This window comes from Sphingomonas palmae, from assembly GCF_900109565.1.
In the GTDB taxonomy this organism is placed as follows: domain Bacteria; phylum Pseudomonadota; class Alphaproteobacteria; order Sphingomonadales; family Sphingomonadaceae; genus Sphingomonas; species Sphingomonas palmae.
In genome coordinates this window covers 186,659-199,042 of the sequence record NZ_FNZZ01000002.1, presented here as the reverse complement: position 1 = coordinate 199,042, position 12,384 = coordinate 186,659, and the positions used below count along the sequence as shown (strand labels likewise).

General features: G+C 64.9%; 8 protein-coding genes. 2 read left to right on the top strand and 6 right to left on the bottom strand.

All coding sequences use genetic code 11. The features are described from left to right. Positions 1-86 precede the first annotated feature (86 nt). From BMW51_RS05510 to BMW51_RS05490, 5 genes are all read right to left on the bottom strand, one after another. Entirely contained in the window at positions 87-1,013 is a 927-nt protein-coding gene (locus BMW51_RS05510) for a hypothetical protein (protein ID WP_093004230.1), read from the bottom strand. Between the two features lie 11 nt (positions 1,014-1,024). Further along, positions 1,025-3,595: a fimbria/pilus outer membrane usher protein gene (locus tag BMW51_RS05505; RefSeq protein ID WP_245708300.1), complete on the bottom strand. Its 2,571-nt coding sequence runs from the start codon at positions 3,593-3,595 to the stop codon at positions 1,025-1,027. 44 nt (positions 3,596-3,639) lie between these two features. Continuing rightward, entirely contained in the window at positions 3,640-4,485 is an 846-nt protein-coding gene (locus tag BMW51_RS05500; protein ID WP_093004228.1) for a fimbrial biogenesis chaperone, read from the bottom strand. Positions 4,486-4,593: 108 nt separating this feature from the next. Next, the gene (locus BMW51_RS05495) at positions 4,594-5,397 is read right to left on the bottom strand and encodes a hypothetical protein (RefSeq protein ID WP_093004226.1); all 804 of its coding nucleotides are present in this window, start codon (positions 5,395-5,397) and stop codon (positions 4,594-4,596) included. 173 nt (positions 5,398-5,570) lie between these two features. Next, positions 5,571-6,143, bottom strand: coding sequence for a hypothetical protein (locus BMW51_RS05490; RefSeq protein ID WP_143051813.1), 573 nt, complete (start codon positions 6,141-6,143; stop codon positions 5,571-5,573). Between the two features lie 417 nt (positions 6,144-6,560). Here BMW51_RS05490 and BMW51_RS05485 point away from each other — a divergent pair, with 417 nt between their 5' ends. Then, positions 6,561-6,977 (top strand): hypothetical protein, encoded by a 417-nt coding sequence (locus BMW51_RS05485; RefSeq protein ID WP_245708299.1) that lies wholly within the window; start codon positions 6,561-6,563, stop codon positions 6,975-6,977. 666 nt (positions 6,978-7,643) lie between these two features. Here the strand turns inward: BMW51_RS05485 and BMW51_RS05480 are convergent. Continuing rightward, the gene (locus BMW51_RS05480; RefSeq protein ID WP_093004222.1) at positions 7,644-9,860 is read right to left on the bottom strand and encodes a beta-glucosidase; all 2,217 of its coding nucleotides are present in this window, start codon (positions 9,858-9,860) and stop codon (positions 7,644-7,646) included. A 134-nt stretch (positions 9,861-9,994) separates the two neighbouring features. On the opposite strand from BMW51_RS05480, the gene BMW51_RS05475 reads away from it, so the two are divergent. Then, on the top strand, positions 9,995-12,370 hold the full coding sequence (locus tag BMW51_RS05475; protein WP_143051812.1) for a TonB-dependent receptor: 2,376 nt from the start codon (positions 9,995-9,997) through the stop codon (positions 12,368-12,370). Positions 12,371-12,384: the final 14 nt, after the last annotated feature.

Sequence of the window (12,384 nt, the reverse complement as noted above, 5' to 3'; positions counted from 1 at the left end):
TGTCGGCAGCTTCTACTCTTCGCTTTCCGGACATGATCGATCAGCAACAGCCCTAATCCGAAGAGCCCGACAAGCTGACACCCTGTTTATTGAACCGCCACCGTAAGCGTCAGGAGGTCGGAATAGATGCCCGCGCGATGCTGTTCGACGGAGCCGATGCGAAATCCGAGCGGCAAGACCTCCTGATGGTTACCCGTAGTGCGTGCGGATTCATAAACACGGCCGCCCGATGCGGGTTTCTGCTGCCCGTTCACGATCAGATCGTACGGAACATACCATCCCGTCGTGCCGAGCCGCAGCCTGCCGCCGTTCAGTGACTCCGCACTCAGCTGGTAGGCGCGCGTACTACGCACCTGAAGCTGCAACGGCACCGGCGCGATGCCGGTCTGCAACGTGCCCAGATCGACGTCCGCCTGTCCGTTCACCCGTGTGAATGCGCCCGCAAGCGTCATCACCGCACTCGGCAGCACGCGCACTCCGAGCAGGATCTGACGGTCTATGATCGGCGTTCCGTTGACGTCCTCCGCCTCCAGGATCAGGCGCTGCGTGAAGAACCCGTCGCCGGGCAGGCTGCTGGCCTGGGTATGGAAGGTGTAACGCCCGGCCTGCTGACCGTGCGGCGCGATGATCACCGGTTGCGCAACGGCACGGCGAAGCGTCCGTCCGCCGAGCGGGGTCGCATCGTAATTCGAGAGATCGTCGTACAGCGTGTACGGTACCCGCGGTCCGGACTCGGCCTGGATGCCGAATGGTGCCTGATCGAGCTGGAACAGCGGAAAGAACCGGCACTCGCGGTCGCCTGTGTTGACGAACAGGACATCGAAGCTTGCACCCGGATCGGTGCCTGCGAAAGGGTCGAAGCCGTCAACAATCCAGCTGCCTGCGGGAACGTTGATGTGAAGCTGGCATTGCGGAACCTGCCCCGCGCCGTGCGCCGGATTGACCTGCGCCGTGGCCGCAGCCGCAGACAGCGTGCTGAGCAGCGCGAGCAAACCAGCTTTGACGGCGGACATAGGCGTATTCCTCATGGCGCGGCGGGAAGGCGAACGATTTTCAGATCGACCAGACCGGTCGTTGTCTTGGGCACCGAAATTTCGAAGGCGGAACCGTCGGAGAACAGCTCCACGCGGTAACGGGCGCCGGGACGCAGGTTCTGCACCGCGAAACGTCCGATCGAGTTGGTGAAGAACGGCGTGGTCGGCGCGGATTTGCCGTCGAGTGCCTTGATGGTTCCGCCGGCCAGCATCACCGGCTTGCCCGCGGCGGTCTCCAGCGTTCCCGTTGCGCTGACGAACGCGTCCGTGCCGATCTTCAGGGCGTAGCCGCTGCGATAGGGGGGGCGGATGCGGACCACGCCCGCGCCGACATCATAGCCCGGCGGCGGGTTCTTGATGTCGTATTGCACCGACTGCAGATTGTAGGACGTGAGGTAACCGTTCACGGCGCCGCCCAGGAGCCCGCTCTTGCTGAGGTAATCGTTCTCGGCGAGAGACTGGCCTGCGACGATCTGATGCCCCTTCAACGTTTCGTGCGGGTAGAGGATCGCGAAGCTGTCGGTGACCTGGCGACCGACGCCGAAATGCCCACCGGCGAATGCGAGCGATGTTCCAAGTTGGATCGTAGTCGCCTGCGCCTGCGTGAGGTGGCTGAAATCGGTTCCGAAGCTCGCGTGGCTGATCGAAGCGTCGAAACGGTTGCCGGTGTAGTTGGCGAACGCCTGCGCGTTGGACGAGCCGAGGCTGCGCCCGAGCACCGCGCCGTAGCCCACACTGTCGATTAACCCCGACGGCGAATGGATGTACGACGCCGACGTCGTGTTGATGCTGTTATCGTGCTGAACCTCGACCCGGTCGCGGTAGCTCGGCTGATAGACGAGCGACAAGGCGAAGCCCAGGCCGCTGCTTTGCAGGATTCCGCTGTACTTGGTGTAGTTCACGCCGCCACGCACGCTCCACTTGGGGGAGAACCGGTAGGCGGTGTTGGCGTCGATACGGTAATTGTCTCCGATGTCGCGGCGGTTGTGGACGTAACTGGCGCCGATCAGCAGCGACAGGTTGGTGATGAGCTGGCGGTCGTACTGCGCCGAGACGCTCCACGCGCTGCTGTTGTCGGGAAGCGTGTACCCGAGCCCGCCGTAGCGCCGCGACAGATAGTCGCCGCTGAACGTCAGCGAATCGATGTTGCCCGATCGGTCGATCAGCAATTCGTAGGAAGTGCCGAACGAGTAGCCGAACCCCGATCCTTTCACGCGGCTGAGGCCCAGATCGAATTGCAGGCGACTGCTGTTCGGAAGGATGAATTGCGTCTGCCCGATGACGTTCTGGACGCGGCTGCTGGCCTGCAACCCGAATCCCAGCGCCGGACGATCGACAAAGGCCTTGCGATAATAGCCGGTGAAGGCGAGATCGCCCGAATAGACCGGTGTGCGACCGAACCGGTCCGATGTCTTTCCGAAATAAGCGCCATATTCGTAATCGCCCGGCTGCAGGTCGATCGGGTCGAGGTACGAATTGTACGCGATGTTCTGCACCACGCCCGCATCGTCGTGCACCTGGACCTGGACGTTGTTGCTGCCGGTCAGGAGCGGAAGCGAACTGAGGTCGTACGAGCCGGGGTCGAGCCGGAATTGCTTCAACAGCGATCCGTTGCGGATCACGTCGACCGTGGACGCTCGCTGCAGCACCAGCTGGCGATTGCCCTGCAGGATCGCCGAGCGGAACGGGTCAAAGCGGCGACGTGAGCGGGTGACGCCGACGCCGCCCATCTGCACGTAGGTTTGCTGCCCGCGCGTTTCCGGCGTCAGATCGCCGAGATAGAAGCGCCGAAACGCCTCGGGCTGATCGTACACCGCGCGAACGAAGTTGCGGTCGAACCGGTACCCCCCGTTGCCGAACGCGAGCCCGCTGTCGGCGAATTGGGCGTTGCCCTCGATCACGACCGGGCCGATGCGCGACGCGCCGTTCAGGTAGAAATTGGGTTTGGTGAAGCGATCGTCATAGCCCCACAGCTTGCTCGCACTCGCGCTGACGTTCACGTAGGCGGAGAAGAACGCCGGCTCGACATCGGCGGTCTCGCTGTCACGACGGGGTGCCGCGAAGAGCGATTCCAGCGCGCGGTCAGTCGGCTCGATCTTGAGCACCACGATCGCCAGTGCGCCGGGATCGAAGTTGATCGACACGCCGGTGGACGCAAGATCGTCGACGCTGAAGAATTCGCGCGTGGACAGCACCGCGGACAGCTTTGCCCGAGCGGCCGGATTGAGCAGGTTGCCGATCAGCTTGAGGAAGGGCGCCGATGACACGCTGAACCGGCTGTCCGCGGTCAGTTGCACCGGCAATTCACCCAGCGTCTGATCGCGAAAGGTCAGCGGCACGGTAAGTGCGATGTCGCGGTGGTACGGGTTGATATCGGGGCGCCCGTCCGGCGTGACGGGCACGGTCGGGGTCGGCGGCGTCCGGCCGGGAAGCGGAACCGTGACCGGCGGCTGCTGGACGGGCGGGGGCGTGGGCGCGGGCGTAGCCGGGCGACGGGCGCCCGGCAGGGGCACACTGACCTGCGCGTCGGCCCTCACCGCCATGAAGGGCGGTGGTATCATGAAGGCTGATGCAGCCGCTCCTATCAGGAGGGCATGACGCGCCTTCATTTGCCAAAGCGGACCTTGATCGGCCCGGGACCGAATGCGGTACCCGTCGGCACCTGAAAGGTGCGGCGACCGGTCAGCGCGGCGAGATAGCCGACGCCGACGCTGCGGTTCAGGTCATCCTGCGTCAGCGTAACGGTCAGCGGCTTGCCCGCCGTGTCCTTGCCCTCGATCGTCCAGGTTGCCCCCGCCATCATCGCATAGCGCGCGCCGGTGTTGCGCACGGTTACCTCAACGCCCGGCACGGGCGGGGTCGCCGGGGCTGCGGCGGCTACTGCTGCGGCTGGCTTGGCACCGGGTGCGCCCGGCGGGGGCGGCGGCAGGATGGTGACGGGCTTGGCCGATACGACCTCGACCTTGGGGCTGGCACCGGGCGGCGCGACCACGACCAACGCCTTCATGTGGTAGACCACCTGAACCTGCGCCGCGGGGCTCTGCTCCGCACCGGGTGTCAGCTGCACGGGCAATTGGTTGACCGACACGTAATAACCGCGGCTCGACGCCAGATCGGCGGGGCCGGCCCATTGCAGGCGCACGACCTGTCGCGCGCCGGGTGTGAGCATGCCTTGTGGCGGAAAGACGAGGAAGTCGCCGTCCGCGGGCGTTTCGACCATCTCGCCCTTGTCGTCGTAATCGATGCGCGTGACGCGCGTTTCGAACGGAAGGTTGGCCTGGTTGAGGTTCTGCACCTCGATGCGGGCCACTGCGCCGCTGCCGGTTGACGACATCTCGACGACCATCGGCGACACTCTCATCGCCGCGGCGACACCGGCGAAACCGGCTGCGACGAGGAGCGCGATCACCCATGACACCACGCGACGCGCGGCGCGCTTGTTCTTGAACATCGAATTGATCCCCCCCGGGATTCGTGACGGCGATGTTTAGGCAGATGAACAGTTAAGAAGAAGGGAAGGCCGGCTGGCCCTCCCTTCCCCGTTCAAGGTCGAAGCCGATCAGGCCGCCGCGAGCGTCACTTCGATCGTGTCGCTGTAGGTGCCCGAAACCAGACCCTTCGGCTGCGCCGGTGCGTTCACCTGCATGTCGAAGGCCGAGCGCCATGCGCCACCGGTCAGCGGGTAGGTCTTCGACACGCCGGCGGTCGTCAGGATTTCCTGCTTCGAACCCTTCTTCGCGCCCGAGGTCACGCCGGTCCAGGTCGCGTCCACCGTGTAGGGGATCGAGTTCGTGAACTCGTCGCTGTCATAGTCGGTGGTGGTCGTGTTCATCAGCGCACCGGCGGTCTTGATCGACACGGTGTTCCTGGTGTTGCAGCCCGCAGTCTCGGTGCGGAAGCTGGCGTTGATGTCCGACGCCTGAGCGAAGGCCTGCGACACGTTGGCGTCGTTGTTGGTGCGGATGCCGATCGTGTTCAGCCCCATGTTGTGCGACGAAGAACCGCCGCCGTAGAACGAGCAGTCCTTGCTGACCGTACCCGAGATGGTGAAGGTCTGCTTGTTGGCGCTGGCGTCCGACGAAGCCGAGTCGGTGTTGTCGGGCGCGTTGCCGCTCTGCGCATACTTGCTGCCGATGTTCTTGTTGAACTGCTGCTCCGACGTCTGAGCGGCCTGATCGACGACCTTCACATCCTTCCAAACAAACGGGAAAATGATGTACTGACGATCGATGTGGGAAATTTCGGGCACCGCCGCTGCGGAGAACTGCGTCATCTCGTCGGCCGACTTGTGGGTCTGCGCCGTGGCGGCAACGCTCGACAGCGTCATGGCGACGGCGGCAGTGCTCATCAGAAACTTCTTCATGGTATTCCCCTTCTGCAGATGACCATCGCTGACCCGCGCTGGCCGGTTGACGTTTTTTCTACGCTCCACTTTCCCGTCCACGTGACAGGACTTTCTTGGCCGCCGTCAGCCGTCCGGCGATCAGGCTTGGAAACCTGGCCAGCACGTCGGGCGTCGGCTAAGATCTTCTGAAATCAGCTTGGCGAGACGGTAATCACGATCGTCTCGCCGTATTTGCCGGCCAGCAGCCCCGCCTCAGAGGGCGGACTTCCCAGCGCGACCGACAATTGCATGCCGTCGAACGCGACGCCCCCGCCGCTTGAAACCGTCGACCCCCCGATCAGCTCGCGTCCCTCGAAGGAGCGGGTGACCAGCGCCGCCTGAGGCTTCATCACCGGGATACTCACGCCGACGACATACGGCAGTGTTCCGGCGTAAGGCCCTTCTCCCTCAGGATGTTCTGCGTTCGCCAGCCCGCCGTTGGCGGCCTGAATACGCAGGTCGAAAGGGACATTGCAGTTCAACAGCACATGCATGGCACTCGAAAGACCCGGTCGCCGCAAGTCACCGAAACTTACGTTACCCATCGAGCCCAGTTCACAACGCTCCTGCACACGGCCATGAATGTTCAGTTCGACCGATTTCACGTCATGCAGCTCAGTCGCTTGAGCATTCGACACGCCAAACAACATCGTCGTCATTGCGATGGCGTACGTATTCATCCGACGCACACTGAGCGTGCGCGCCGATCTTTCTTGTCTCTTCATGGCCAAGCCCCCCTCGGACCGCCAATTCGGTATGGCTTTTCTCTAAGAGCGAGGACCGGATTGAGTCGAGTTAATAACTGGTTAACCGTTCGATAGATTCTTACAAAACGTTTCTCGAACAGTGTTTTTGTACAATAGATGAAGCTTGCGATCGCACTTATTTACAACTCTCGAAGGCGAGGCACGTCCTTAGCGCTTCTCAAGGGGCAGTACGGCTGCCCTACGTTCCGGTTGTTCTATGCCCATCCGCTCCGGCGAGTCGCTGTTGCTGACGATACCGGCAAGGACGAGTCGCACAGGGGAACTCATCGAAGTGCGACCGAGTTGAAAGGTGGAGTCTTCGTTAACTCAGCTTCGCAAGCTGGTCTTAACGGATGCGCGATAGAGCTTAGTGATAGGTTCGACAGAGGTAGTTCGATGAGGAAGGTGACTCTTCTCTGCGCTGGCGCAGCACTGGCGTTGCTACCGGCCTCGGCGATACAGGCCGAGGGCGTGAGCAGCAGCACGTTCAACCTGCGCTACAATGTGCCTGTCCTATGCAGGCTCGCCCACACGCCGAGCCTCGCCGCTTCGGACAGCGGCTACCGGCTCGGCGAACTGCTGGAATATTGCAATGCGGCCACGGGGTATTCGTTGATCGTGAACTACACGCCCGGCACGATGCGCGGTGCAAGCATCGCGGTTGGCAACGACCATGTGACCTTGAGCGGTTCAGGTCGTGAAATCATAAGCCGTGTGGGCGGCCCGCGCATCCGTGAACGTGAAATCTACGCGCAACCCGGCCCCGCCGGCTTCGACACGGATCGTCTCGACTTCGACATCAAGGCAGGCTGACGGCAGCGCGACTGGCGATCTGGATCGCCGCGTGATCGGCACAGTGGCGTTGATGGCTCTCGCACCGATGTAAAGGCGTCAGGGTTCGAGCGCTTTTCGACACAAGACAAGCCTCGCAGATTACACGCTGCGGTCGCGCAGAGTCGCATCCCGCTGCTCGGCTCTACCGCTGCTGCTGCTGACCGGCTGCCGAACCCGAGGATCATGCAGCCGTTCCACAACTTCTTTAACGCGTGGAACACCGCCCAAATCAGGGCAGGAGTGCCGGACCTACCGGTTCACGACTTCAGGCACTCGATAGCGTCCAACATGGCGAACTCGGGTTAGTCTCTGTTCGTGATCGGTCAAATGTTGGGGCACACACAGCTCCGCACCCCCACCCGCCATGCATGCCTGTCGAATGAGACGCTGCACAAGGCCGCCGCCGCTGCCTCGGCTGCCAATGGCTGGAATGCTACTGCCTAGTCCGACTTGCCAGCCATCAGGTGACACTGCGTCGCTTGAGGGCTGTCGCCTCGTTTCATTTTGCTCCGCTCACAAGGTTCGACTCGCGTACGTGGCTGCGGCGGGATGGCTACTTCGCCTGCGCTCGACGCGGGGGGCGGACGGGAGGCCATTCGTGAGGCGCACGGCTACCTCGCGGTAAACAGCGACGCCGTCCCCCGATCAACGCCACGTTCGCGCGGGCAGGGTGATGGTCACGCGCTCGCCCAAGTCCGTGGCGGAGCGGCCGATCGCGAAGGTGTAGCGCCCGCCGGGCATGGTCCAGCGCCCGTTCTTGCTGGCGGCGAGCAGGCGCGCGTCGATCGCGATGTCGGCAGTCGCAGACGCGCCGGGTTGCAGCGCGACCTTGGTGAAGCCGGCCAGCCGCAGCGTCTTTCCCGCCGGCGTTGCAACGAGGTAGAGTTGCGCGACATCGCTGCCGGCCCGTGCGCCCGTGTTGCGGATCGTCACGCGCGCGCGCGGCTGTGCGCCAGCGGTGATGCTCAAGGACCCGTGGTCGAAACTGGTGTAGCTGAGCCCGTAGCCGAACGGGAACAGCGGCGCGGCACCCGTGCGCGCGAACCAGCGGTAGCCGACATCGGCGCCCTCGATATTGTAATCGATCGGATAGTGCTTGCCGGCTGCCAGTCCGGCCGCGAACTGCTTCTCGCTCAGCCCGGCATACGGCAGCGCCGGACGCGGCAATTGGTCGAGCGACGCGGGAAAGGTTACCGGCAGGCGCCCCGCCGGATTGCTGTCGCCGAACAAGGTCGCCGCGATCGCGTCACCGCCGCGCACGCCGCCGTACCAGGCCTCGATCACCGCGCCCGTATCCTTCAGCCACGGCATCAGCACCGGACCGCCGGTTTCCAGCACCACGATAGTGCGAGGGTTTGCGGCGGTCACTGCGGCGATCAGCGCGTCCTGCCCGTCGGGCAGCGACAGGTCGGGCACGTCGGCACCCTCGGCCATCCACTGCGTCGCGAACACGATCGCGACCTCGGCTTCCTTCGCCGCGGCGACCGCCTCCGACAAATAGCGACCGTTGCGGAAGGTGACGCTCGCCTTCGGTGCGATCGCGCGGATGGCGGCGAGCGGCGCGGTGCCGTGGTAGGTTTGGTTGTTGTACTTGGCGAGCGGGCCCTCACCGCCCATCGGGATCGACGCCGCAGGTCCGCCCATCGGCTGCACCTGCGTCGACCCGCCGCCCGACAGGACGCCCGCGTCGGCGTAGCCGCCGGTCACCGCGATCGATCGCACGTCCTTCGACAAGGGCAGCAGCGCGCGCTCGTTGCGCAGCAGCACGATACCCTGCTCGGCGACCGCCTGCGACACGCGCGCGTTGCTCGCGACATCGACGGCGGCAGGTGTCCGCGGGAAGTCGAGCCCGAGCGCGTAGATCGAGCGCAGCACGCGGCGGTTCATGTCAGCGACGCGCGCGGCATAGGCGGGATCGCGCGCGGCCGCCACGGCGAGGGGAGCGCCGAAGAATATCTGCTTGTCGATCTGCGCGCCCGATTGCTGGTCAAGCCCCGCGAGCGCCTGGTCGACATTCGTCACCGCTCCCCAGTCGGACATGACGAAGCCGGGATAGCTCCAGTCGCGCTTCAACACCTGGTTGAGCAGGTAATCGCTGCCGCACGCCGCGGCGCCGTTGACGCGGTTGTACGCGCACATCACCGCACCGGGCTTGCCCTGCTCGATTGCGATCTCGAACGCGAGCAGGTCGCTCATGCGGAACGCGGCGTCGGCGAGCAGCCCGTCGACCGCGTGGCGACCGGTCTCCTGCGCGTTGAGCGCGAAATGCTTCACGGTTGACAGGACGTGCTGCGACTGCACGCCCGCAATCGCGGCACCGCCGAGCACGCCGGAATGGAGCGGGTCCTCGCCGAAATACTCGAACGTGCGGCCGTTGCGCGGATCGCGCATCAGGTTGATGCCGCCGCCCAGCAGGACGTTGAAGCCCTTGGCGCGCGCCTCGCCCGCGATCATGGCGCTGCCGCGGCGGATCAATTCGGGATCCCAGGTCGATCCCATCGCGGTCGCCGACGGCAGTGCCGTGGCACCATCGCCGCGCAACCCGGCAATGTACGACACACCCAGACTCGCGTCGGTTTCCTTGAGCGCAGGCACGCCCAGCCGCGGAATGCCGGCGACGTAGCCCGCTCCCGTAACCGCGTCGGCGGGGATCTTGACGTTGGGGATCAGCGGGATCGCCCACAGCCCGTGGGTCAGCGTCGTACGCTCGTCGGGGCGCATCGCGCGCTCGGTCGCGCTCGCCCGCGCGTCCGCGTTCTCGCTCGGCCGCTCGGGCGCGCGCTGCTGCGCAGCGGCGAGGGGAGCCAGTGCAAGTGCCGCCAGGCTCGACGCCGAGGCGTACATCAGAAATTGCCGGACCATTCTCAACGCTCCCCCACGATGGACACGAACGCCATCACAAATTATTACGTGCATGCTTGACAGTATGTTTCTTCGCAAGCATGATCCCTGTCAAGCGGCGAAAACCGCGTGATCAGGCGAGGATGGAAAAGCACATGCGCGGATTGGCACTGCTGGCAGGCAGCAGCTTGATGGTGATCGGTACCTCGGCCGCGGCGCAGACGCTGCCGCCGCCCGCCAGCCCGAGCGCCAGCACGGAGACCGCGCCGGCAACCGCCGCCGCCGATCCCGCCACCGACGCGACCGGCGGCGACATCATCGTCACCGCGCAGCGCCGCGCGCAGAGCTTGCGCGACGTGCCGATCGCGATCACCGTGGTGAACGGTCAGTCGATCCGCGAAACGGGCGCGAACCAGCTCGCCGACATCACGCAGCGCGCGCCGAGCCTCAACTTTACCGCGACGCCCGGCGTGCCCAATTTCGCGATCCGCGGCGTCGGCACCAATTCGTTCGATTACGGCATCGAGTCGGCGGTCGGCATCGCGGTCGACGACGTCAACATCACGCTGCCGCGCTACGTGCCGCTCAATTCGCTCGCCGATGTCGAGCGGGTCGAGGTGCTGCGCGGGCCGCAGGGGCTGCTGTTCGGCAAGAACACGACCGCCGGCCTCATCTCGATCACCACCAATCGTCCGCAACTGGGTGAGTTCAGCAGCAACGGCCGCGTCCAGGCCGGCAGCCGCGACCAGGTCCAGTCGCAGGCCGTGGTCAATCTGCCGATCGGCGACAAGGCGGCGCTGCGCGTCGTCGGCGGCTATCAGTATCAGAAGCCCTCGACCGAGCTCGTCGGCCCAGGCCGGCTCGATCCCGTGCGCCGCTATTTCGGCACGGGCAAGCTGTTGTGGGAGCCGACGGACCGGTTGAGCCTCTACGCGATCGTCGATTACCAGAACAACAGCGGGATCGAGGCCTATTCGACGATCCGCAACTTCGGCGGCAACGATCCGACGCCGATCCCGCTGGCACTTCGTCCGTTCGCGCCGGCCAATTTCGTCCGCGCGCAGAACACCGCGCTGGGCGTCGTCGCCTCGCCGACCAACAACAAGACCGCGATCGGCAGCACGAACGTGCTGCGCGACGAGCGCAGCTTCGGTGCGCAATTGTCGGCGAGCTACGACGCCGGTCCGCTGACAGTCACCTCGGTCACCGCCTACCGCGACCTGCACGCGCGCGCGAACAACGACGTCGACCAGACGCCGGTTGCCTTCTTTGACACCAACATCGCCAACTCGCAGTCATATCAGCTGTCGCAGGAACTGCGCGTATCGAACAACGGCACCAGCGCGGTCGATTACACCGCGGGGCTCTATTACTTCCGCCAGCACATCGACGCGCAGATCCTGCAGGCGGGAACGTTCGGTATCCTCCCGGCCTCTGTGCCGGTGCGGCTCTCGCCCGTGCAGGGTCAGTCGAACTTCGACTACGGCACCAACAGCTACGCCGCCTTCGCGCAGCTGACCTTCAACCTGACCTCGTCCTTGAAGCTGATCGCGGGCGGGCGCTACACGCGTGACGAAATCGACTCGACCACCACGGTCACGCAGGCGCCGGGCGTGTGCAACCTGATCGTCTTCGCGCTGAGCGGCGGGCGGAGCTGCATCGGCGCGCTGCCCGCGCCGATCAACCGCGACCGCAACGCCGACGGCTTCTCCGCGCGCGGCGGCGTCGAATACGCGCTCGCGCCGACCGCGAACCTGTATGCGACCTACACGCGCGGTTACAAAGGACCGGCGGTCAGCTCGGCCGCGGGCGTCGCCTTCGACGTCGATCCGGAGAAGGTCGACGCCTACGAGGTCGGCGGCAAGTTCGACCTGCTCGACCGCCGCGTCAGCCTGAACCTGGCCGGGTTCATCAACAACTTCCGAGATTTCCAGGCGCAGGTGTTTGATCCGGCGCTGAACGGCGGGCTCGGCTCGTTCCGCACCGGCAATGCCAGCACGCTCAAGACCCGCGGCGTCGAGGCGGAGGCGTCGGTGCGCCCGGCGCGCGGCATTACGCTGTCGGGCGGCGTCACCTACCTCGACACCGAATACGGCAATTACAACGTCGCCTGCTATTTCGGGCAGACCGCGGCACAGGGGTGCAACCTGCCGGGTCCGAGCTTCAACGCGCGCGGCACGCCGCTGGTCGGCGCGTCGAAGTGGACGACCAGCCTCGCCGCCGATTTCCAGCAGCCGATCGGCGACGACCTGAAGGTCTTCGTCAACGCCGACTGGCGCTATCGCAGCCGTTTCCTGTACGCGATCAACGATCCGAACACGATCCAGCCGGGTTACTCGCTGGTCAACGCGACCGTCGGGATCGGCGACATCGGCGACCACGCGCGCGTCAGCGTGTTCGTGCGCAACCTGTTCGACAAGCGTTACGCCGCAGCGATCTTCCCCGGCAATTTCTCCGCAGGTCAATACGTACAAACGCTTCCGGACAATGCGTTCCGGCGGATCGGCGGCGCGTTCGAGTGGCGTTTCTGAACGCGCAGGCGGGC

Coding starts and splice junctions, on each gene's coding strand:
- BMW51_RS05510 (WP_093004230.1), bottom strand. CDS start 1,013: ATGTCCGCCGTCAAAGCTGGTTTGCTCGCGCTGCTCAGCACGCTGTCT.
- BMW51_RS05505 (WP_245708300.1), bottom strand. CDS start 3,595: ATGATACCACCGCCCTTCATGGCGGTGAGGGCCGACGCGCAGGTCAGT.
- BMW51_RS05500 (WP_093004228.1), bottom strand. CDS start 4,485: ATGTTCAAGAACAAGCGCGCCGCGCGTCGCGTGGTGTCATGGGTGATC.
- BMW51_RS05495 (WP_093004226.1), bottom strand. CDS start 5,397: ATGAAGAAGTTTCTGATGAGCACTGCCGCCGTCGCCATGACGCTGTCG.
- BMW51_RS05490 (WP_143051813.1), bottom strand. CDS start 6,143: ATGAAGAGACAAGAAAGATCGGCGCGCACGCTCAGTGTGCGTCGGATG.
- BMW51_RS05485 (WP_245708299.1), top strand. CDS start 6,561: ATGAGGAAGGTGACTCTTCTCTGCGCTGGCGCAGCACTGGCGTTGCTA.
- BMW51_RS05480 (WP_093004222.1), bottom strand. CDS start 9,860: ATGGTCCGGCAATTTCTGATGTACGCCTCGGCGTCGAGCCTGGCGGCA.
- BMW51_RS05475 (WP_143051812.1), top strand. CDS start 9,995: ATGCGCGGATTGGCACTGCTGGCAGGCAGCAGCTTGATGGTGATCGGT.